The sequence below is a fragment of the Derxia gummosa DSM 723 genome (genome assembly GCF_000482785.1).
GTDB lineage: Bacteria > Pseudomonadota > Gammaproteobacteria > Burkholderiales > Burkholderiaceae_E > Derxia > Derxia gummosa.
Genome location: NZ_AXWS01000019.1, coordinates 22913 through 43925, shown reverse-complemented (window position 1 = coordinate 43925; position 21013 = coordinate 22913). Strand labels below are relative to the sequence as shown.

Sequence of the window (21013 nt, the reverse complement as noted above, 5' to 3'; positions counted from 1 at the left end):
CTCAGTCTCGGTGCTCGGAAATCACGGCGATCAGCAGCTGCACGACCGCCGCCAGCAGGAAGGCCGCGAGCGTGAACGCGGCGATGTTGTAGAGCCGGCGCGGCTCCATCGAGTACTGCGGCACCGTCGGCGCCTGGAGCACCGACACCTTCTTGAGCGTGCGCGCGGCCTGGATGCGGCCCTGTTCGAGTGCGCTCAGCGCGGTCTTGTAGACGTCCTGGTCGAACTGGGCCGACATCTCCAGCCGCTGGTATTCCTCGACCGTCTGGTTGAGCGGCTTGCCCTCGGGCGCGGCAAGACGCGCCTTCTCCTGCTCCAGCTGTTTGCGCGTCGCGGCGATCTGGAGGTCGAGATCGACCACGGCCGGGCTGGTCGGCACCAGATAGCCGAGCAGCGCGTTGCGCCGCGTCGCGAGGTCGGACAGCTGGCCGTCGAGCTTGTTGACGATGCCGACGATGTTCTCGGCCGTGGTCTCGGGCGCGGCCATGCCGTGCTCGTTCTGGAACGCGAGCAGCTTCTGGCGCGCGGTGAGCGCGCGGTCGCGCATGTCGCCGACCTGGCTTTCGAGGAAGCGCACCTGCACCTCGGCCAGCCGGTGGCCGACGAGGTTCATGTAGCGCTCGCCCTCGTCGACCAGCTCGGTGGTGATGGCGGTCGCCATCTCGGGCGTATAGGCCTGGGTGCGGATCAGCAGCAGGCCGGTGTACTCGTCGTACTCGACCGTGACGCGCGACTGGAAGTAGTCGTGGAACCACTCGATCGGCGCGTCCTCGCGGAACATGCGCGAAACGAAGTCGCGCGACTTGTCGGCGTAGTGGGCGCGCAAATGCAGGCGCTGCTCCAGCTTGTCGAGCATATCGACCGACATGAGGTGGTCGCGCAGCAGCAGCTGGTTGGGCCGGTCGCCGCTGCCGCCGATGCCGCCGAGCAGGCTGGAGAAGTCGACTGCGCCGCCACCGCCCGGCATGTCGGCCTGCTGGATGACCACATGCGCCTCGGACACGTAGCGCGGCGAGGCGACGAAGCCCCAGTAGGCGATGGCCAGCACGCTCGCGACGAAGGCGATGACGAAGGCCGGGTAGTCGCGCCAGCCGCGCTGGCGCCGCGCGGCGCGCAGGCGCGGCAGCACCGTGGGTTCGTCGTCGAGTTGGTCGTCGCCGGTGGCGTCGGGCGCGAGACTGTCGTCATCGGAGTCGCGCCGGCGGTCGTCGAGCGGCGGGCGGCGCGGCGCGCGGGCGGGCCGTGGGACGGCGGGCGGCGCGGCATCGTCGCCCGGGCTGAGCGCGGCCGCGTCCCGCTCTGCCCGGGCGGCGTCGGCCTCGGCACGGCGGGCCTCGGCGGCCAGGCGCAGGGCGGTCGCCTTGGCGCCGCGCGCCTTGGCGGCGGCGCGGCGCACGCGCAAGGCCCGCAGCGCGGCGCGGCGCTCCTCGGGCGTGCGCGCGTCGGCCGTGGCAAGCGGAGCCGGCGGGGTGTCGGGAAGCACGTCGTGGGTCATGGCAGATGCAGCCGGCGGCTGTGGTGATGCGCCCTGAGGGCGTCGTGGATGTCGTCGAACCAGGTGGCCTGACCGTCATGCAGCCAGATGCCGGCCTGGCACAGCTCGCGCAGCGCACGCAGGTTGTCGCTCGCGAGAACGAGCGCGCGATGGCGCGCGATCTCGCGGATGGCGGTCGTCGCCCGCGCGCGAAACGCGCCCTTGCCGAGCGCATGGATACCGTCCGACAGATAGACGTCGAACTCGAAGGCCAGCGCGAGCGCGAGCTGGAAGCGCTGGCGCACCGCCATCGGCCAGACGCCGTAGGGCTGGTCGAACCAGTCGCCCAGCTCGCCGAAGTCGCGCATCCAGTCGAGCCGTTCGGCGAGGTCTTCGTCGAAGCCTTCGAGCCGGCACATGAAGCGGGCATTCACGCGGCCGCTGAGCAAGGCGTTGAAACCGCTTGCACGCCCGAGCGGCCAGGACACGCGGCAACTGCGCAGCACGCGGCCGTGCTCGGGCCGGACCACGCCGGCAAGCAGGCGGATGAAGGTGCTCCTGCCGCTGCCCGGCGCGCCCACCACCCCGACCGAGACGCGCGGCGGAATGCGCAGGTCGAGCCCGTCGAACACCTGGTGCGACCGGCCATGCAGGCGCAGCCGCACTGCAATCCCTTGCAGCTCGATCATTGGCGCCGGATCCGGAGTTTTTGCAGGAAACGCCGCTGGAGCAGCAGCCCGAGAAACATCAGCCCGAGCGCCCAGGCATACACATAGCCGAGGCTGACACCGGGCGCCGCGTGGTACAGCGGAGAAAAACCGTGGCGGATGAGTTCGAGCGACTGGGCCACCGGATTGGTGAGCAGCAGGTCGGGCCAGGGATAGGGCAGCGTCTTGAGCTGCATGATCAGCCCCGACGAGAAGTACAGCGGAATCATCAGGAAGCCGAGCACGCGGCGGAAGCCGAGGATCAGCTCGCTCGCCACCGACACCACCAGGCCGAAGCCGAGCGCGAGCAGCCAGTTGGCGCAGACCGCCGCCAGCACCGCCAGCGGATCGTCCGGCAGCGCCGGGATGCCGAGCAGCTCGCCGAGCAGCAGCATCAGGCTGAACACCAGCGTGAGCAGCACCGCCTCCAGCGCCGCACGCGCTATCACGAAGTCGATCGGCATGATCTGGCGAAAAGCGAAGAGCTGGACATTGCTGCCGATGGCGCCGGCGGCCTGCATCGCGATGCGCTTGAACATCAGGAAACCGTACAGCCCGGCCACCAGCCACACCCCGGTGTGGATGCCGCCCACGGTGCGCGAGCGCACGACGGTCATCATCACGAGCATGAACAGCGTGTGGGCCAGCGGCTCGAACAGGAACCAGAACCAGGCGGTCTGGGTGGACAGCAGGCGGGTCATGCCCTCGCGCAGCAGCAGGGCCTTCCAGACCGAGAGGCTCACTGCCCAGGGCGATCGGAGCAGGGAACCGGGCTGCTGGAACTGCTTGCTGTTGGATGTGCTCATGAACCGGTGCGCTTTCGACCCGTGATCTGGCGGCGCGATGCCTGCAACGCCGACGGGCGCACGGATTCTAGCCTCGGCCAACTTGCGTCTTCGGGTCGGACCTCCTCCGGGCGTGGCAGGCTATACACGTCCACCGCAGCGAAGAAACATGTCCGACATCACGCCTCCCGCCGCCGCGCCCCGACCAGCCCGCGCCGCTCGCCCCAAGCCCGGCCCCCTCGACAAGCGGCTCAAGCAGCTCACGGTCGAGGGCCTCGCCCACCACTATTGCAGCGCCGCCGAGTTCAAGACGCGGCTGTTCCCGGCCCAGCAGGTCGCGCCGCCACGCCCGCTCGTCAAGGACTACCGCTGCACCCCCGAATTCGCGCACTACCACGGGCGTCTCAAGGGCGAGATCGCGCCGGGCGGGCTGTTCGAGCTTCACGACTGCTATGTCGGCAAGGGCGGCACGGTCATGGACGCCCAGCGCCGCGTGCTCTACGACGACGACCTCACCTCGGCCTACTGGCTGCTGTTCGTCAGCAAGCTGATCCAGAAGGCCGACCCGCAGGCAGGTGGCAAGACCACCGTCACCGGCCGCTTCCTGCGCGGCATGGACGAACCGGTGCTGCGCCCCGACCTGCGCGGCGCGACGCTCGTGAGTCTGGCCAAGCCCGGCCCCAACGTGTACGGCCACTGGATCCTCGACACGCTGCCGATGGCCTGGAACTTCTTCGAGGCGGTACGGCTCGGCATCGTCAGGCCGCCGTTCCGCTTCCTCATCTCCGACCGCACGCCGCCTTGGGCGCGCGGCTTCCTGCAACGGCTGTTCAACGTGCCGCCGGAGCTGCTGGTCAGCTACGACGACAACGCCACCGTCGTGCATGCCGAGCGGCTGATCGTGCCCTCGTTGCTGCGCGTCAGCCCGCTGATCTCGCCGCGCATGAACGAGTTCGTCGAGTTCGTCTACGACCGCTTCGGCCTGCGCTGGCAGCCCGAGCGGCCCGACCTGCCGACCGAGTTCTTCATCTCGCGCGAAGGCTATGCCGACCAGGGCCGGCGCACGCTGGCGAACGCGCTCGAGATCGAGGCGGTGATGCGCGATGCCGGCGTGGTGCCGATCCGCCCCGAGACCCTGTCCTGGCCCGACCAGCTGCTGATGTTCTCGCGCGCGCGCCTCGTCGCGGGCGAGTTCGGCAGCGGTACGCACAACACGCTGTTCAGCCCCGCCAGCACCGTCAACCTCACGCTGTTCAACATGGTGTCGAACTGGAACCAGAGCAGCATCGCGGCGCTGCGCGACCAGGACATCGTGTACCTGCGGCCGTCGGTGGAGGCTCAGGTCGGCACCGGCACCAGCATCCGCTACGAGTACGCGCTGGAGGATGTGCGCGACGCGATCGAGGTCGCGCGCCGCCGCGCCGACGAGCGCGCCGCTACTCCCTGAAGGCGCGGTGCATCGCCGCCGTGAAGGGCTCGCTCAGGTAGTCGAAGGCGGTGCGCTCGCGGGTGCGCACGAACACCTCCGCCGCCATGCCCGGGCGCAGCTCGACGCCGGCCTCGTCGAGCGCGGCGCGGTCGAGCTTGACGTGCGCGAGGTAGTAGGGCGCGCCGGTGCGGCGATCCTCCAGCGCGTCGGCCGACACGTACACCACCTCGCCGATGAAGGTGCGCGCGGCGCGCAGCTTCACGGCCGTCAGCCGCACGTCGGCCTGCTGGCCGGTGCGCAGATGCTGGACGGCATCGACCGGCAGCCGCGTCTCGACGATGAGCGGCGCGTCGTCGGGAACGATGTCGAGCACCGGATCGCGCGGGCCGAGCGCGCTGCCCGGCGTCGTCACCTTGAGGTCGATGACCCGGCCCGACACCGGCGCGACGATGAGCTTGTGATCGGTCGCGTCGCGCGCGGCGCGCAGCCGCTCCTCGATCTCGACGATGCGGGCCTGGGTGTCGCGCAGGTCGTTGCTGGCCTCCTGCACCGTGCCGTCGCCCACGCTGGCGAGGCGCAGCTCCAGGTCGGACAGCGTCTGCGCGGCCTTGGCGGTCTCGGCGCGGTTGTCGTCGATGCGCATGCGGTACTCGGCCGCGCTGCGCTGGAGCGTCACCACGCGCACCTTGTTGACGTAGTTCTGCTCCAGCAGGCGCTGGTTGGCGGCGATCTCCTCGTCCATGAGCGCGAGCGCCTGGCTGGCCGACGCGAACTCGCGTTCGCGCGCGGCGAGCTGCACCTTGACGTCGTCCATCTGCTTGCGCGTGAGCGCGATCTGGCCGTCGAGCCGCGCGCGCCGCGCCTTGAACAGCGCCACCTCCTGCGCGATCGCGGCCGCGAGGCGCGGCTCCTTTCGGCCGCGCGCGACGATGTCGGCCGGCGGCGCCCACGACGACGCGAGCAGGCGCTCGGCCGCGAGCCGCGACGCCTTGAGCTGCTCGGCCGCGAGCTGGCCTTCGAGCGCGTCGGCGCTGGCGTCGAGTCGCACGTCCTCCAGCTCGACCAGGGTCGCGCCGGCGGTCACGTGCTGGCCCTCGCGCACGAGGATGGTCTTGACGATGCCGCCGTCGCGGTGCTGCACGGTCTTGCGCTGGGTATCGACGCGCACCATGCCCGAACCGTAGGCCGCGCCCGCGAGCGGCGCGTACAGCAGCCACAGCAGCATGCCGCCGACGATGACGACGATGGTCCAGCCGCCGAGGGCGATGAGCCGACCGGCCTGACGGTCGATCGCATCGACCTCGACCGCGTCGGAAACGGAAAGCGGCGTGGCGCTCATGCGCGGTTCTCCGGGGAATTGCCCGCCGCGCCGCCCTCGGCCGCGCGCGGTGCTGCAAGGGTTTGCACATTGCCGGGCAGAGCCGGCGCGACGACGGCGGGACGTGCGCCCTGCCCGGCCATCGGCGCGCCGCCCGCCATGGCACCGGGCGGCATGCCGCCCGCGTTCATGCCGCCCGGATGCGCGACCACGCCGCCCTGGGCGCCGGCCGCGCCGGGCTGGGCCGCCGCGCGCACGCCCACGCGCTCGATCGCGCCATCGCGCATCACGACCACGCGGTCGGCGATGTTGAGCAGCTTGCTGCGCTGGGTGATGACCACCACCGTCGCGCCCTCGGCCTTGAGGCTGGCGATGGCCTCGATCAGCGCCTGCTCGCCGGTCTCGTCGAGGAAGGCATTGGGCTCGTCGAGCACCACGAAGCGCGGCCGGCCGTAGCAGGCGCGGGCGAGCGCGACGCGCTGGCGCTGGCCGCCCGACAGTGGCGCGCCGCCTTCGAGCAGCGGCGTGTCGTAGCCGCCCGCCAGCCCGACGATGAGTTCGTGCGCGCGGGCGCGCTTCGCGGCGTCCACCACCGCCTCCGGCTCGCCCTGGCCGAGCCGCGCGATGTTGTCGGCGATGCTGGCCGGGAACAGCGCGATGTCCTGCGGCAGATAGCCCACATGCCGACCGAGCTGCTCCGGCGGCCATTGCGACAGCTCCGCCCCGTCGAGCCGCACTCGGCCCGCGACCGGCGGCAGCGCGCCCACCAGCAGCCGGCCGAGCGTGGACTTGCCCGAGCCGCTCGGCCCGATCACAGCCAGCACCTCGCCCGCCGCGATGTCGAGCGTCAGGTCGCGCACGATGGCGCGATCGCTGCCCTGGGGACGCCAGCTCACGCCTTCGAGCGTGACGCGGCCGGTCGGCTCGGGCAGGCCGGCAAAGCGGCCCGGCGTCGCCTGCGCGAGCAGCGGCGTCAGCCGCTCCCAGGCCGCGCGCGCTTCCACCAGCCCCTTCCACTGCGCCACGATCGCCTCCACCGGCGCGAGCGCGCGGCCGAGGATGATCGTGACGGCGATCATCACGCCCGGCGACGCCTTCTGCTCCACCACCAGCCAGGCGCCGGTGGCCAGCATCGCCACCTGCACCCCCTGGCGGAAGAAGCGCGTCAGGCTGCCGATGGCGCCCGCGATGCGCTGGGTGCCGAGCTGCTCGCCGTGCAGCCGCGCCTGGGCCGCGCGGTTGCGCCCGATGATCGCGTCGGCCATGCCCATGGCGCGCACCGCGTCGCCGCCGCGCGCCACCGCGTCGAGCAGACGGCTGGCGTCGCGCGTGTCCTGCTGGAGCTTTTCCATGCGCCGGCGCGTGAGCCGCTCGTTCGCCAGCGCCAGCACCACGAGGATGAAAGCGCTTGCAAGCGCGATCGCGCCGAGCAGCCCGTCGAACAGGAAGATCACGCCCATGTAGACGGGCATCCACACCACGTCGAACAGCGAGATCACGCCCGCGCCGCCGAGGAAGGCGCGCAGCGCGCCGAGATCGCGCAGCGCATAGCCGGCCGGCGCGCCCGCCGCCGGGCGATAGAACATCTCGCGCAGCAGCGTCGCGCCGAGCTTGCGTTCGAGCTGCACGCCGGCCATGGCCAGCAGGCGCGCGCGCAGCATGTCGAGCACCAGCATCAGCAGCAGCGACAGCAGCGTGATGAGGCCGAGCATCACCAGCGTCTCGATGCTGCGGCTCGCCATCACGCGGTCGGTCACCTGCAGCATGAACAGCGACGGCGCCAGCAGCGCGAGGTTGATGAACAGGCTGAACACGCCCGCCGCGACGAAGAAGCGACGGTGGTCGCGCAGGAAGGCCTTCATGCGAGGGCTCCGCGGGAAAGAGGTGGGCAATGGCCGGCGCACGCACGGCCGAAGCGGGCGCCGGCCGGCAGGCGGGCGCACGAGGCTGTTGCCGAGCCGGCGACGCGCGAGACGAAGACGCGCCTCACAGCCGCCCCGCCGCGAGGTCGCGCACCAGCGCGAGCTGCTGCGGCAGGCAGGCGCCGCGCAGGTCGTACTGCGCGACGGCATCGGCGCGGGCGCGCGCGCGGCGCGCGGCATCCGGATCGCTGCCGTCGAGGATGGCGACCACCGCCTTGGCGATGCCGGCCGGATCGAAGAAATCGACCAGCCGCGCGTTCACGCCGTCGCGCATCACTTCCTGCACCGGCGGCGTGGCCGAGGCCACCATCGAGCAGCCGCTCGCCATCGCTTCCATCGACGACCACGACAGCACGAAGGGATAGGTGAGATAGAGATGCACGCGCGACACGCGCAGCAGGTCGAGATAGCGCGCGTAGGGCAGCTTGCCGAGGAAATGCACGCGATGCCGCCCCGGATGGCCGGCGATGAGCGGCTCGTACAGCTCGCGGTAGGTCTTGCCGTCGGGCGCCGAGCGGCCGTAGCTCACCTCGTCGCCGCCCACCACCACCACGGTGGCGCCGGGCCGCGCGTCAAGCATGGCCGGCAGCGCGCGCATGAAGCTGTGGAAGCCGCGATAGGGCTCGAGGTTGCGCGCGACATAGGTGATGACCTCGTCGCCGGGGCGCAGCGTGCGGCCATCGGGCAGCTCGAAGCCCGCGTCCGCCGACGGCGCCACCACGGCGGTGTCGATGCCGTCATGGATCACGCGGATGCGCTCGCGCATCCACGCCGGGTATTGCGCGCGCTGCCAGTGCGTCGGGCTCAGGCCGATGTCGGCCTGTTCCATGCTCACGAGCTGCACCGTGTTCCGCATGCGCAGCTTGAACACGTCGTCGAGGCTGGTGGGGAATTCGGCGTCGAAGCCCACGTCGGAGCCTTCGGGGCGATAGAAGAACTCCAGGTACACGCACAGCTTGGTGGCCGGGAACACGTCCTTGATGAACAGCGACTCGCCCCAGCCCGGATGCACGAGCACCACGTCGGGCAGCCAGCCGGCGGCCTTGAGGTCCATGAGCTTGCGCGTCACCGCCTGGCCACGCCGCACGCCGGCCTCGGTGCTGCGCAGATAGTGGTGGGTGCCCTCGCCGGCGCCGCGCGGCGCCGGATAGCCGATGAATCTCAGCCGCGCGGGTGGCGGACCGAGGCGGGCGATCGCGCCCTCCTCGCCGATGCAGACGACCTCGTTCTCGGGGTCGGCGGCGAGCGCGGGCGCGAGGTGCTTGTACTGGCCCGGGAAGTTCTGGTGGATGAACAGGACGCGCATGGAAGCAGTTGGCGCCGGCACGCGGCCGGCGCAAGTCGGTGAGGTGCGCCCTCGGGCGCGGACGCGCGAGGGTCGCACACCCGACCTGGCGGACGGGCGTGCGGGTCACGGCTGTCGCATGCTGACGGAAGTTGTTGCCGCCGAAGGCCTGAGATGCGCGGCGGTGTGGCCGTGGCGCATCGCAGACGCGGACCACGGCCAGGGTGCTTGATGCAGGAGCGCGCCCGCCTCAGGCGAACAGCCCGAAGTCCGACGCCGTGAGCGCAGCGTCGCCGATCACCACACCGAGCAGCGTCAGCTCGCTGGCCGACACCACCGCATTGCCGTCGGCGCTCACGAAGCGGAACACCGCCGACGAGCTGCCGTCATCCACGACGAACAGCCGCGACTCGCCGGTCGCCAACGCGCTGTCGGCGTCGCCGATGACGGCTTCGAGATTGCCGCCTCGGATAGGCTCGCTCCAGTAGGCATAGCTGCCGCTGCCGGCGGTGAAGTCGACCGTGTCCGAGGAGAAGATGACCAGCTCCGAGGCTGCCGAGAAGCCGCCACCGAAGGCGGTCACGGTCTGGACTTGCTCCAGCGCGGCATCGCCGTCGCCGACCAGCCCGGCCGCGACCTGGATTTGGTCGAGGCTCGACTGGAAGTCCGCGATGACCACGCCACCCGCGAACACCGCGGCGTTCGCCCCGGCGACGAGATTGCCGCCGGTGGCCGTGCCGAGCCGGAACACGTCGGCCGAGGCGGTCACGCCCAGGCCGTCGCCGGTGACATCCAGCGTCGCGCTGCTCGACACGCTCCAGCCGCCGATCGAGAGACTGATCGACACGCCGCTCAGGTCGATCAGGTCGCTACCCGCGCCACCGTCGATCAGGCTGGCGAAGCCGCCACCGAGGATGGTGTCGTTGCCGGCGCCGCCGCTGAGCCGCCAGTCGACGCTGTCACCGACCAGACGGTCATTGCCGTCGCCGCCGAACAGCGTGTCCATGCCGGTGCCGCCGATGATCGTGTCGTCAGCCGAGGTGCCGCTGACGTAGTCGTTGCCGGCGCCGCCATCGATGCTCGCGCCGAGCCCCGTCCCATTACCGTACACGTGGTCGTCGCCGGCGCCGCCGAGCACGGTGTCGCCGGCCATGTCGCCGGCCAAATTGTCGTTGCCGTCGCCGCCCGCCAGGCTGTCGGCGCCCGCGCCGCCGCTCAGGTAGTCGTCGCCATCGCCGCCGATCAGCGTGTCGGCGCCCGCGCCGCCTTCGAGCGTGTCGTTGCCGGCATCGCCGCGCAGCGAGTCGTTGCCGGCACCGCCGGTCAGCGAGTCGGCACCGCCGTAGCCGAGCAGGGTGTCATCGCCCGCGCCGCCTTCGAAGCGGTCGGCGCTGCCGTTGTTGACGGCGTTGCGCAGCAGCACGCCCGTCGTGCCGGTGTAGCGCAGCCCATCGATGCCCGACCAGCGCGTGTAGCTCGTGAACACGTCGGACTCGACGATGTCCATGCCGCCGGCATCGACGATGACATCGTCGCCGTCGAGACGATAGACGTCGTTGCCCAGGCCGCCCACCAGCGTGTCGGCGCCTTCGCCGCCGTCGAGCGTGTCGGCCCCCTCGCCGCCGATGATCGAGTCGTCGCCGGCGAGCCCGCGCAGCAGGTTGTCGCGCGCATTGCCGGTGATGACGTTGTCGAGCCCGTTGCCGGTCAGGTCCGCGCCCGGGGCGTACCAGTAGGGCACGTCCGACAGCAGAGCCTGCGCCGCGTTCTGCGCGGCATGCGCCGCCAGCTCGGCCGCCGTGCCCGCGCCGGCGAGCACGAAGTTCTCGACGCCGTCGAGCGCCTCGCCCGAGCCGCTGTTCATGAAGATCGCCGTGTCGTTGCCCGACTCGTCGTTGCCGACGATCGAGGTCAGCGTCGCCTCGCCGACGCTGTACCAGACCTGGGAACCCAGCACGTAGAGGTCATCACCGGCACCACCCTCGACCACGGCGGCGCGCTCGGCGATGAGCACGTCGTTGCCGTCGCCGCCGAAGAGCTGGTCGACCGCCACGCTCCACTGGTAGCTGCCCTCCAGCGGCGAGGCCAGCAGCGTGTCGTCGCCCGCGCCGCCGACGAGCAGGTTGGCGTACTGGTTGCCGATGAGGATGTTGGCGCCGGCCGAGCCTTCGAGCAGCCAGGGCGAGTTGTCCTGCGCGACGCGCGCGCCATCGACAGCGATCAGGTTCTCGACATTGACCGCGTCGGCGAGGCTGAAATCGACGCTGGTGACGACGGTGTCGACGCCGCCCGCGAGCTTCTCGATGATGACGTCGTCGTGGTTGTCGATGAGATAGCGGTCATTGCCGGCGCCGCCCGTGAGCGTGTCGGTCACGCCGTCATCGCTACCGAAGGTGAAGTACTGCGCCATGTCGTCGCCGGCGAAGCGGCTGTCGAACCTCCAGCCGCCGCCGTAGAGCACGTCGTCGCCAGCGCCGCCCGTGAGCGAATCCGCGCCCGCGCCGCCGACGAGCGTGTCCTTGCCGGCGTCGCCGCCGATCGTGTCCTTGCCGATGCCGCCGGCGAGCAGGTTGTCGAGCGCGTTGCCGGTGATCGCGACGCCGGCCGTGCCCGTGTAGAGCAGGTTCTCGACGTTCGCGAGCTGGCTGCCGGCCAGGCTGGTGCGCTCGCCGAGCAGCGTGTCGCGGCCCTCGCCGGCGCGCTCGACCACCACGTCGCCGCTGCCGACGCGGTAGAGGTCGTCGCCGCTGCCACCGTAGAGCGTGTCGGCGCCAGCGCTGCCGTCGAGCGTGTCGTTGCCGGCCCAGCCGTAGAGCCTGTCGGCACCGGCGCCGAGCGACTGCACGAGGTTGTCGCCGGCATTGCCCGACATCGTCACCGCCGCGCCGCCGGTATGGATGACGTTCTCGACATTAACGAGGTTGCCGCGCAGGTCGAGCACGATGCCGTCGGAGCGCACGGTGTCGTTGCCGGCGCCGGCGACCTCGTACACGCGGTCGCCGACCGAATCGACGAGATAAAGGTCGTCGCCAACGCCACCGCTGAGGGTGTCGCTACCCGTTCCGCCGTCGAGCAAGTCGTTGCCGGCGCCGCCGTCGAGCCGGTCGTTGCCGCCACCGCCGTACAGGCTGTCGTTGCCGAAGTTGCCGTCGATCAGGTCGTCGCCGTCACCGCCGCGAATGACGTTGTCGAGCGCGTTGCCGCGCAGCACGGCCGCGAGCGCGCCGATGTAGCTGAGGTTCTCGATCGTCCACGAGCCGAGCAGGCTGTAGCCGCCGGCCACGAGCACCGAGGTGAAGATCGTGTCGATGCCGCCGTCGATGCTGTCCACGCCCACGCCATGGGTCTCGATCACGACATCGCCGCGGTGGTTGACGATGTAGCTGTCATTGCCGAGGCCGCCCGACAGCGTGTCGGCGCCGGTGCTGCCGGCCAGGGTGTCGTCGTTGTCGGTTCCGGTGTAGCTGGGCATGGCGCAAACCTCGGGAGGATGAATGAGGCCCGGACCCTCTCATCCTCCGTGCGCTCCGGGGAACCTCGGACGGCTTCATCCACAGCAATCAGCGCGTGCGTTCGTCACGATTCGTGCGGGATTTCACACTGGGGCGGGGAAGCGGCCGCTCAGCCGGCCCAGCACCCCGCCCACCTCAGGCGAACAGCCCGAAGTCCGACGCCGTGAGCGCCGCGCCGCCGATCACGGCCGCGACCGGGTCGGCGACGATGCTGCCGCACCGGTTGCCGCCGCCGACCAGCGCGCCGCGCACTCGATCGTGTCGAGGGTAGATCACACCGGACAGCGCGCCACCCGTCACCCGGCCGGCAGCTCCAGCACCGCCAGCAATCCGCCGCCCGGCCGGTTGGCCAGCACGATGTCGCCGCCCTGGCCGCGCACCAGGTTGCGGGCGATGGCGAGGCCAAGTCCGGTGCCGCCCGAAGCCCGGCTGCGCGAACCTTCCACCCGGTAGAAGGGCTCGAACACCCGCTCCAGCAGCTCGGGCGCGAGGCCCGGCCCACGATCGGCGACGGTCAGGCGCAGGCGGGCGGCAGCCGCGTCGGGGCGCGACTGGGCAGAGCCGGACGCATGCATGCCGGCAAGCCCGTCATCCTCGCCGCCGAGGCGTTCGAGCGTGATCTCCGCCGCGCCGTCGCCGTAGCGCAGCGCGTTGTCGAGCAGGTTCTGCACCGCGCGTTGCAGCGCGCGCGGCGCGGCGATGACGGGGGCGCCGAGCCGGCCCGACACCTCGACGCGGGCGCCGGTGTCGCGCGCGTCGTCGGCCAGCGCGGCGACCAGCCGGTCGAGATCGACCGGGCTGCGCGCCTCGCGCAACTGGGCGCTGCGGGCGTAGTCGAGCCCTTCGCCCACGAGATCGGTCATCGCCTCGATGTCGGCGATGAAGCGCGCGCGCTGCGGCAGCTCGTCGGGCAGGTTCTCGGCGCGCAGGCGCAGCCGGGTGAGCGGCGTCTTGAGGTCGTGCGAGACGGCCGCGAGGATCTCGGTGCGCTCGTCGAGATGGCGCCGGATCGCCGACTGCATGCGGTTGAAGGCGGCCGCCACGCGCACCACCTCGACCGGCCCGCGCTCGGGCAGCGGCGGCGCGTTGAGGTCGGTGGACAGCCGCTCGGCCGCGCGCGCGAAGCCGGCGAGGCTGCGGCCGGCGACACGCGCGATCAGCACCGCGATCACGCCCACCACGAGCAGCACCGCCCCGAGGTAGAGCGCGATGGTGGTGGGCGGCGGCGCTGCGTTGGGCGCCTCGGTATAGAACAGCACGGCCAGCCATTGCTCGCCGTCGAGATCGATGACGACGCCGGGCAGCCAGTCCTCGTCGGGCCGGGGCCGGGCCAGTACCGCGCGCGCCGGCCGTGCCCACGACCGCGTGTGCAGCCGGGCCTCGATCGCCTCGTAGGGCTGGCGGATGTCGGGATGGGCGGAGATGTCGATGAACTCGGCGTCGGCCGGCAGCACCGCGAGCCGGTAGTAGCCGCGGTTGAGCTTGGGCAGCCAGGCGGCGCGCTGCTCGACCGGCAGGCTGCGCAGGAAGTCGCGCTGGAGGTCGAGGTCGGCGGCCATGAAGGCGTACATCTGCACGCCGGTCTCGTGGTCGCGGATGGCGCGCACGCCGCCGAAGCTGACGAGCTGGAGCAGCAGCACCGTCACGCCGAGCAGCAGCATCAGCCGCGCGGCCAGGGTGTTGAAGCGCGCCGGCAACGGCGGGCACCAGTCGCGCAGGCGGGCCAGCGGGCCGGCGCGCCCGCGCGACGACGCCGGAACGGGACCGGCCGGCGCGCCCGCCCGGCCGCCGACGGCGGAATCGCGCTCAGCCATCGGCCTGCTCCGTCACCGTCTTGCAGAACACATAGCCCTCGTTGCGCACGGTCTTGATGTAGGCCGGCTCGCGCGCGTCGTCACCGAGGCGGCGGCGCAGCCGGCTGACGCGCAGGTCGATCGCGCGGTCGTAGGCCTCGGCCTCGCGCCCGGCCAGGTGGGCGAGCAGCTGGTCGCGGCTGACCACGCGGTTGGGATGGTCGAGGAAGAAGCGCAGCAGCCCGTACTCGGCGCCCGACAGCGGCACGACGGCGCCGCGCGCATCGATCAGCACGCGCTCGACGGTGTCGAGCCGCCAGTCGCCGAAGGCAAGCCAGCGCGCCGGCTCCTCGGCCGCGAGCGGGCGCGGCAGCATGCGCGTGCGCCGCAGCACGGCGCGGATGCGAGCCACCAGCTCGCGCGGGACGAAGGGCTTGCCGAGGTAGTCGTCGGCGCCGAGTTCGAGGCCGACGATGCGGTCCACGTCGTCGCCGCGCGCGGTGAGCATCACCACCGGCAGCAGCGCATGGGCGCCGGCGCGCAGCCAGCGGAACAGGCTGATGCCGTCCTCGCCGGGCAGCATGAGGTCGAGCACGATGAGGTCCACCGGGCCGCTGGCGAGCGCGGCACGCATCTGGCGGCCGTCGGCGGCGCAGCTCACGCGGAAGTCCTGACGCGCGAGGTAGTCGGCGAGCAGGTCGCGGATGTCGGGGTCGTCGTCGACGATGAGGATGTGGTCGGGGCGGGCTTGCACGGCTGGGACTGGACGGATCGGGAAGGCGGATGCCGGCGGCGGCCGGCCGGGCACCGGCGACACCGGCGACACCGGCGGCGCGGGCGGCGCGGGCGGCGCGGGCGGCGCGGGCGGCGCGGGCGGCGCGGGCCGATTCTGTGCGCTTTGCACGCCGGCATGTATCGCCACGTATCCGCCGCGTGGCGCGATACGCGGCAATACAAGACCGCCCGGCCATGACAAGCCGCCGATACATCCGGGCGCTGCAATGCGGGCCGTCAGGAACCCGCACCCAAGGAGATCGCCATGCAGCGCCCCGCCCCCCTCGCCTGCGCCCGACCGGCCCGCCGCCTCGTCGCCGCCCTGCCCGTCGCCGCCCTCGCGCTGGCCGCCAGCCTCGCCGCGCCGGCCGCCCGCGCAGCCGACCTCACCGTGGACATCGACGGTGCCGCCTCGCAGAAGGGCCATCTGGCCGTGGCCGTGTACGACCGCGCCGAGCGCTTTCCCGAGGAGGGCGCCCATGTCGTCGCGCAACGCGTCGCGCCGCTGGCCGGGCGCACCAGCGTCACCTTCCGCAACCTCGCGCCGGGCAATTACGCGGTCGCCGTCTATCACGACGAGAACGACAACGAGAAGCTCGACAAGGGCATGTTCGGCATCCCGAAGGAGCCCTACGGCTTCAGCAACGACGCGCGCGGCCGCGCCGGCCCGCCCGATTTCCGCGACGCCCGCATCGCTCTCGGCGACCCCGCCGCGACCGTGCTGGTGCACCTGCGCTGAGGCGAGGCGATGAGCGCCACTCCGTCGATCGCCGCCGCCCCGGCCGACCGCGCCGGCCCGCGCCTGCCCGCCGCGTCCGCCGACGCCACGGCGCGGCCCGCGAACGCCACCGAAGCCGACCCGATCGCCCGCCTGCGCCGCGTCAGCCGCACCTACGGCACGGGCGCCGCCGCCGTGCATGCGCTGCGCGGCATCGACCTCGACCTGCCGCGCGGCGCCTTCAGCGTGATCGCCGGGCCGTCGGGCAGCGGCAAGAGCACGCTGCTCCAGATCGCGGGCGCGCTCGACCGGCCCGATGCCGGCGGCGGCGTCGAGATCGACGGCGTCGCGCTCGACGCGCTCGACGACGACGCGCGCGCCGACTTCCGCGCGCGCCGGCTCGGCTTCGTGTTCCAGAACTTCAACCTGCTGCCGGTGCTCACGGCGCTCGAGAACGTCGAGTACCCGATGCAGCTCGGCGCCGGCGACGCGCGCTCGCGCCGCGAACGGGCGCGCGAGCTGCTCGCGGCCGTCGGCCTCGCCGGCAAGGAAGGCCGCCGCCCCGGCGAACTGTCGGGCGGCCAGCGTCAGCGCGTCGCCATCGCGCGCGCGCTGGCCAACTCGCCCGCGCTGGTGCTGGCCGACGAACCCACCGCCAACCTCGACCGGGCGACCGGCGCCGCGATCATCGAGCTGATGCGCGACATGCAGCGCCGGCTCGGCACGAGCTTCGTGTTCTCGTCGCACGACGCCCAGCTCATGGGCCATGCCGACGTGCTGGTGCTGCTGGAGGACGGCCGCGTGACCGCGCCGGACCCGCGCGCCACGCCCGCCGCCGGAGCGCGCGCATGAACACGCTGCAACTCGCCTGGCGCAACCTGCTGCGCAACCGCCGCCGCAGCGCGCTCACGCTGTCGGCCATCGCCGTGGGCGCGGCGGCCATCGTGATCTTCGGCGGCTACGTGGCCGCCACCATCAAGGCCGTGCGTACCGAGACCATCCGCAACGCCGGCCATCTGACGATTGCCGCGCGCGGCTGGCTCGACTTCGGCCGCGCCGACGCCGGCCGCTTCGCGCTGCGCGATGCCGACGCCATCGTCGCGAAGCTGCGCGCCGACCCCCAGCTCGGCCCGATGATCAACATCGTCACGCCGGTGCTGCATGTGCAGGGCGTGGCCGGCAATTTCGCGGCCGGCACGTCGAGCAACTTCATCGCCAGCGGCTGGCGGCCCGACGACCGCGCCGCGATGCTCGAATGGGACGACTCCGGCCTCGACATGCCGCCCATGGGCAGCGCGCTGCGCGCCGACCGGCCCGACAGCGGCACGATCGGCCACGGCCTCGCGCAACTGCTGGGCCTGTGCGAGGCGCTGGAAGTGCGCGACTGCCAGCGCCTGCCGCCGAGGGACGACGCCGACGCCCCCGCGATGGCCGACGACCTGTCGGCGCTGGTGGCGCGCAACGCGGCGGAATCGGCGCAGGCCGGCGCGGCGGCGATTGCGCCGGCCGTGGCGGGCACGCCCGGCACGGGAGCGGCCGGCGCGGCGTCCGGTGCCGCCACCGCTGCCCGCCCCGCGCCGCCGGTCATCGACGACATCGGCATCGAGCTGCTCGCGGCCGGCACCGGCGGCGCGCCCAACGTGGTGCGCATGCGCGTCGAGCGCGTCGAGCGCCAGGCGATGCGCGAGCTGGACATGATGCAGGTGTCGCTGCCGCTCGGCCTCGCGCAGCGGCTGGTGTTCGGCCCCGACGCGCACGGCGCCTCGGCGGTGGTGGTGCAGCTCCACTGCACGGCCGACCTGGAGGCCGCGCGCGAACGTATCGCCGCGCTGCTGGCCGACCGCGCCCAGCCGGTCGAGATCCACGACTTCGGGACGATCAATCCGCAGTACGGGCAGATCGTCGGGATGTTCGGGAGCATGTTCGGCTTCGTCGCGGTGATCATGGGCATCGTCACGCTGTTCTCGGTGTCGAACGCGGTGAACATGGCCATCGGCGAGCGCATCGGCGAGATCGGCACGCTGCGCGCGATCGGCCTGCGCCGCGTCAGCATCCGCCGCATGTTCGTGCTGGAGGGCGCGCTCATCGGCCTGATCGGCGCGGGCGGCGGCACGTTGCTGGCGACGCTGCTGGCCGAGTACGGCATCAACCACGCCGGCCTGACCTGGACGCCGCCGGGCCGGGGCCAGGCAGTGCCGATCGGCGTCGATGCCTTCGGCTCGCCCGAGCTGCTGGCGCTGGCGGTCGGCCTGCTCGCGCTGCTGGCCTGCGTGTCGAGCTGGTGGCCGGCCCGGCGCGCCTCGCGGCTGGAGATCGTGGAGGCACTGCGCCATGCCTGATCGCGCCCCGCCCGCGCCAATCCGCGCGCAAGCGTCCGAGTTCGCCACCGCAATCCTTTGCAACGTCCTCCCCGCCACTGCCATGCAAACCCTTGCAAACCGCCGTCGGCTGATCGCGGCCGGCGCCCTCGCGCCGCTGGCCGCCCTGCTCGCCCACCCTGCCGCGCGCGCCGCCGGCGCGACACCCGGCGGCGCCAACCTCGGCGACGCACCCGGCGCCGCCACGCCGGCGGGCACCGGCCGCGCCGCCGACCTGCTGGCCGCGAGCGACGCGGTGCGCAATCCGGCCGGCAGCTTCTCGGTGCGCACCGCGCTCGCCGAATACCGCGCCGGCAAGCTCGTCGCCACGTCGTCGCTCGCCGTGTACGCGCGGCCCGCCACCGACGGCAGCGGCCAGTACCGCAACCTCGTGCGCTTCGTCGGTCCGGCGCGCGACACCGGCAAGCTCATGCTGCGCAACGGCCTCGACCTGTGGTTCTACGACCCGGCGGCGCGCACCAGCGTGCGCATCTCGCCGCAGCAGCGGCTGCTCGGCCAGGCCAGCAACGGCGACGTGATGACGACCCGCCTCGCGCTCGACTACCGCATCGAGTCCGACGCCGCCGAGACGGTGAAGGACGCCGAGGGTGCCGAGCGCCCGACGCGCCGGCTGCATCTCGTCGCGCGCCGCGACGACGTGCCCTATCCGGTGGTCGACTACTGGATCGACGAGCGCGACGCGCGGCCGGTGATGGCGCGCTACTTCACCGCCGAGAACCGGCTGCTCAAGACCGCCTGGTTCCGCCGCTTCCAGCAGGAAGCCGGCGCGCTGCGGCCGACCGAGACGGTCATCATCGACGGCCTCGATCCGGGCTGGGTCACGGTGATGCAGACGAGCGAGTACACCCCGCGCGACATCCCCGAGGACTGGCTCCAGCGCGACTACCTGCCGCGCTTCCGGGGCGAGTGATGCGCGCCCGGCTGCTGCTCGTGGCGGGCATCGCGCTGGGCGGCGGTGTGGCTGGCGCCGATGAAGCCCCCGGCCCGGCCTCGCCCGTCCGCCCCTGGCTCGACGCCGAGGCGGCGCCGGCCCCGACCTCAGGCGTGCCCGCGCTGCCCGCCGCGCCGGCCTTGCCGCCCTCGCTTTCGCCCGGCATCGCGCCCGCCTTTCCGTCCGGCGTCGCATTGCCCGGCGACGCCACCGCCGACGCGCTCGCCCTCGGCGTCGCCGGGCCGCCCGCCGAGCGCCTCGTGCCCGGCCTGCGCATCGAGGCCGGCCAGCAGCGCCTGAGCTGGCGCGACGCCGCCGCGCGCACCGGCACGGCAACGCCCGTCTTCGCCTGGCGCGAGGCGCTCGACTACCGCCGCGAATGGGACGCCGGTCGCTGGCGCTTCGCCTTCAGCGACCGGCTCGAAGCCGCGCAATTCGCGGGCGACGACCGCCCCGACGAAACCCGCAACGCGCTGCGCGAAGCCTGGGCCAGCCTCGACGCGGGCAACGGCCTCTTCCTCGACGCCGGCCGCGTCAACCAGCGCCAGGGCCTCGGCCAGGGCTGGAACCCGAGCGACTTCCTGCGCCCTTACTCGGTCGTCACGCGCACCAGCCAGGACCCGGCCAGCCTGCGCGAGAACCGCCTCGGCACCGCGATGCTGCGCGCGCAATGGCTGGGCTCGGCCGGCTCGGCGCAGCTCGCGCTCATCCCGCGCCTGAGCGCGCGCGACACCCTCGCCACGGCCGATCTCGCGCCCGGCTTCGAGCGCACGAACCGGCGCGCGGCGGCCCAACTGCGGCTCGCGCCAGTGCTCGACGAGCGCACGACCTTCGACGCGGTGGCGCAGGCGCGGGAGGGCGGCGCGCCGCAGGTCGGCGCCAACCTGTCGCGGCTCGCGGGCGATTCGGTGATCGTCTGGCTGGAATGGAGCGGCGCGAACCGGCCGCGCTCGGCGCCGCGCGCGACCGGCTCGGCGGCGGGCGGCAACGGCGGGGCCGGCAGTTCAGGCAACGCGGCGGGCTCGGCGGCGGCCGCCACGGGCGACGGCGCGACGGCGACCGCCTTCGACGCCGCCGACCCCGCCGCCCCGCGCGCCTGGGCCAGTCGCCGCGTCATCGGCGCGAGCTGGACCACGCCCTGGGAGGTGCAGCTCAGCCTCGAGCACTGGCGCATGGACGACGCGCCCGATGCCGCCGGCTGGCGCGCGATCCGCGCCGGCCTGGTCTCGCCCGAGGCCGGCGCCACTTACGCCGCCTGGCGCAACGACCTGGCCGAACGCGGCCTGCCCGTGGTGCGCAGCAACTGGTTCGCGCGCGCCGCCTGGGACCGCGCCTTCGGCCGCGCCGACCTCGACCTGTCGGCCTTCGTGCGTGTCAACGGCTATGACCGCAGCCGCTTCTGGCAGGCCGAGGCGGCCTGGCATGCGAGCGAGCGCCTGACGCTCAGGCTGATCGCGAGCGGCAGCACGGGCAGCGGACCGGGCGCGGCGGGCACGGCCGGCGCCAGCGAGTTCGGCGGGCTGGCCCAGCGCGCCGCGCTGTACGGCTACGGCCAGCTCTGGTTCTGAGCGGCGCGGCGACCGGGCAGGACCGCCGCGCCGCGCGACTTCAGGCGCACAGCCCGAAGTCGCTTGCCGCGAGCGCGGCGCCGGTATCGACCACGCCAAGCAGCACCAGCTCGGCCGCTTTGGCGTCGGCGCTGATGAAGCTGTCGTCACCGTCCGTGACCTGGAAAATTGCCACGCCTGCCTCATGAATGCTTGGTTTCGGGTCGCGGCCGCTACCCGTCCTGCATCGATTTCACCGGCAGGGTGAACGGCGGCGGGAGCGTGGCGGCACGTCCGCGCGAAAACGGATAGGCGGGACAGTGGCGCGCAGGCCGCGGATGTGCCGGATTCGGCAGAAACCGGAAAGGCGAACATCCGACCAGTGTGTGGGCAAAGGCCAGCGTCGCCGCGGCGAGGCTGGCAGCTCGCATGCGCGGTCT

Annotated in this window: 17 protein-coding genes; 6 read left to right on the top strand and 11 right to left on the bottom strand. The window is 72.7% G+C overall.

Features of this window, described 5'->3' with window-relative positions:
- Position 1: 1 nt before the first annotated feature.
- Genes H566_RS29735 through H566_RS0117230 form a run of 3 tightly spaced genes read right to left on the bottom strand, consistent with a single transcriptional unit; the run spans position 2 to position 2987 of the window.
- Positions 2–1495, bottom strand: coding sequence for a KpsE/RkpR family capsule polysaccharide export protein (locus H566_RS29735; protein ID WP_084545237.1), 1494 nt, complete (start codon positions 1493–1495; stop codon positions 2–4).
- The gene (locus tag H566_RS0117235; protein ID WP_028312411.1) at positions 1492–2163 is read right to left on the bottom strand and encodes an ABC transporter ATP-binding protein; all 672 of its coding nucleotides are present in this window, start codon (positions 2161–2163) and stop codon (positions 1492–1494) included. The genes H566_RS29735 and H566_RS0117235 overlap by 4 nt, the downstream gene beginning before the upstream one ends.
- Positions 2160–2987: an ABC transporter permease gene (locus tag H566_RS0117230; protein ID WP_156924488.1), complete on the bottom strand. Its 828-nt coding sequence runs from the start codon at positions 2985–2987 to the stop codon at positions 2160–2162. Before H566_RS0117230 ends, H566_RS0117235 begins: the two co-directional genes overlap by 4 nt.
- 148 nt (positions 2988–3135) lie before the next feature.
- Between H566_RS0117230 and H566_RS0117225 the strand changes: the two genes are divergently transcribed.
- A complete protein-coding gene (locus H566_RS0117225) occupies positions 3136–4413 on the top strand; it encodes a glycosyltransferase family 61 protein (RefSeq protein WP_028312409.1) in 1278 nt (425 codons plus the stop codon).
- Here the strand turns inward: H566_RS0117225 and H566_RS0117220 are convergent.
- From H566_RS0117220 to H566_RS29180, 7 genes are all read right to left on the bottom strand, one after another.
- Entirely contained in the window at positions 4403–5734 is a 1332-nt protein-coding gene (locus H566_RS0117220) for an HlyD family type I secretion periplasmic adaptor subunit (protein WP_028312408.1), read from the bottom strand. The genes H566_RS0117225 and H566_RS0117220 overlap by 11 nt on opposite strands.
- Complete coding sequence (locus tag H566_RS25980) at positions 5731–7575, bottom strand: type I secretion system permease/ATPase (protein ID WP_051378916.1); 1845 nt, start codon at positions 7573–7575, stop codon at positions 5731–5733. Before H566_RS25980 ends, H566_RS0117220 begins: the two co-directional genes overlap by 4 nt.
- Positions 7576–7699: 124 nt before the next feature.
- Positions 7700–8941: a glycosyltransferase family 4 protein gene (locus H566_RS0117210; RefSeq protein WP_028312407.1), complete on the bottom strand. Its 1242-nt coding sequence runs from the start codon at positions 8939–8941 to the stop codon at positions 7700–7702.
- A 229-nt stretch (positions 8942–9170) separates the two neighbouring features.
- Positions 9171–12392, bottom strand: coding sequence for a calcium-binding protein (locus H566_RS0117205; RefSeq protein WP_028312406.1), 3222 nt, complete (start codon positions 12390–12392; stop codon positions 9171–9173).
- A gap of 175 nt (positions 12393–12567) precedes the next feature.
- Positions 12568–12708, bottom strand: a complete 141-nt coding sequence (locus tag H566_RS29185; protein WP_156924487.1) for a hypothetical protein — start codon at positions 12706–12708, stop codon at positions 12568–12570.
- Positions 12709–12728: 20 nt separating this feature from the next.
- Positions 12729–14246: a sensor histidine kinase gene (locus tag H566_RS0117195; protein ID WP_051378915.1), complete on the bottom strand. Its 1518-nt coding sequence runs from the start codon at positions 14244–14246 to the stop codon at positions 12729–12731.
- Positions 14239–14979 (bottom strand): response regulator, encoded by a 741-nt coding sequence (locus H566_RS29180; protein ID WP_034412112.1) that lies wholly within the window; start codon positions 14977–14979, stop codon positions 14239–14241. Before H566_RS29180 ends, H566_RS0117195 begins: the two co-directional genes overlap by 8 nt.
- A 285-nt stretch (positions 14980–15264) precedes the next feature.
- Between H566_RS29180 and H566_RS0117185 the strand changes: the two genes are divergently transcribed.
- The 5 genes from H566_RS0117185 to H566_RS0117165 all read left to right on the top strand — a co-directional run bounded on the left by H566_RS0117185 (position 15265) and on the right by H566_RS0117165 (position 20594).
- Positions 15265–15738, top strand: coding sequence for a DUF2141 domain-containing protein (locus H566_RS0117185; RefSeq protein ID WP_051378914.1), 474 nt, complete (start codon positions 15265–15267; stop codon positions 15736–15738).
- A 9-nt stretch (positions 15739–15747) separates the two neighbouring features.
- A complete protein-coding gene (locus H566_RS0117180; RefSeq protein ID WP_084545235.1) occupies positions 15748–16569 on the top strand; it encodes an ABC transporter ATP-binding protein in 822 nt (273 codons plus the stop codon).
- Positions 16566–18056 carry an ABC transporter permease gene (locus H566_RS0117175; RefSeq protein ID WP_028312401.1) on the top strand — a complete coding sequence of 497 codons (1491 nt, stop codon included), beginning with the start codon at positions 16566–16568 and terminating at the stop codon, positions 18054–18056. Before H566_RS0117180 ends, H566_RS0117175 begins: the two co-directional genes overlap by 4 nt.
- Before the next feature lie 82 nt (positions 18057–18138).
- A complete protein-coding gene (locus tag H566_RS25975; protein WP_084545234.1) occupies positions 18139–19005 on the top strand; it encodes an outer membrane lipoprotein-sorting protein in 867 nt (288 codons plus the stop codon).
- A complete protein-coding gene (locus H566_RS0117165; protein WP_028312400.1) occupies positions 19005–20594 on the top strand; it encodes a hypothetical protein in 1590 nt (529 codons plus the stop codon). Before H566_RS25975 ends, H566_RS0117165 begins: the two co-directional genes overlap by 1 nt.
- Positions 20595–20634: 40 nt before the next feature.
- Here H566_RS0117165 and H566_RS30420 read toward each other — a convergent pair whose 3' ends face one another.
- Positions 20635–20769: a hypothetical protein gene (locus tag H566_RS30420; protein WP_281173137.1), complete on the bottom strand. Its 135-nt coding sequence runs from the start codon at positions 20767–20769 to the stop codon at positions 20635–20637.
- Positions 20770–21013 lie beyond the last annotated feature (244 nt).

Excerpts from the sequence above, each read along its gene's own strand:
- H566_RS25975 (WP_084545234.1), top strand. The coding sequence starts at position 18,139 with ATGCAAACCCTTGCAAACCGCCGTCGGCTGATCGCGGCCGGCGCCCTC.
- H566_RS25980 (WP_051378916.1), bottom strand. The coding sequence starts at position 7,575 with ATGAAGGCCTTCCTGCGCGACCACCGTCGCTTCTTCGTCGCGGCGGGC.
- H566_RS0117205 (WP_028312406.1), bottom strand. The coding sequence starts at position 12,392 with ATGCCCAGCTACACCGGAACCGACAACGACGACACCCTGGCCGGCAGC.
- H566_RS0117195 (WP_051378915.1), bottom strand. The coding sequence starts at position 14,246 with ATGGCTGAGCGCGATTCCGCCGTCGGCGGCCGGGCGGGCGCGCCGGCC.
- H566_RS29735 (WP_084545237.1), bottom strand. The coding sequence starts at position 1,495 with ATGACCCACGACGTGCTTCCCGACACCCCGCCGGCTCCGCTTGCCACG.
- H566_RS0117165 (WP_028312400.1), top strand. The coding sequence starts at position 19,005 with ATGCGCGCCCGGCTGCTGCTCGTGGCGGGCATCGCGCTGGGCGGCGGT.
- H566_RS0117185 (WP_051378914.1), top strand. The coding sequence starts at position 15,265 with ATGCAGCGCCCCGCCCCCCTCGCCTGCGCCCGACCGGCCCGCCGCCTC.
- H566_RS0117225 (WP_028312409.1), top strand. The coding sequence starts at position 3,136 with ATGTCCGACATCACGCCTCCCGCCGCCGCGCCCCGACCAGCCCGCGCC.
- H566_RS0117180 (WP_084545235.1), top strand. The coding sequence starts at position 15,748 with ATGAGCGCCACTCCGTCGATCGCCGCCGCCCCGGCCGACCGCGCCGGC.
- H566_RS0117230 (WP_156924488.1), bottom strand. The coding sequence starts at position 2,987 with ATGAGCACATCCAACAGCAAGCAGTTCCAGCAGCCCGGTTCCCTGCTC.
- H566_RS0117210 (WP_028312407.1), bottom strand. The coding sequence starts at position 8,941 with ATGCGCGTCCTGTTCATCCACCAGAACTTCCCGGGCCAGTACAAGCAC.
- H566_RS0117175 (WP_028312401.1), top strand. The coding sequence starts at position 16,566 with ATGAACACGCTGCAACTCGCCTGGCGCAACCTGCTGCGCAACCGCCGC.
- H566_RS0117220 (WP_028312408.1), bottom strand. The coding sequence starts at position 5,734 with ATGAGCGCCACGCCGCTTTCCGTTTCCGACGCGGTCGAGGTCGATGCG.
- H566_RS0117235 (WP_028312411.1), bottom strand. The coding sequence starts at position 2,163 with ATGATCGAGCTGCAAGGGATTGCAGTGCGGCTGCGCCTGCATGGCCGG.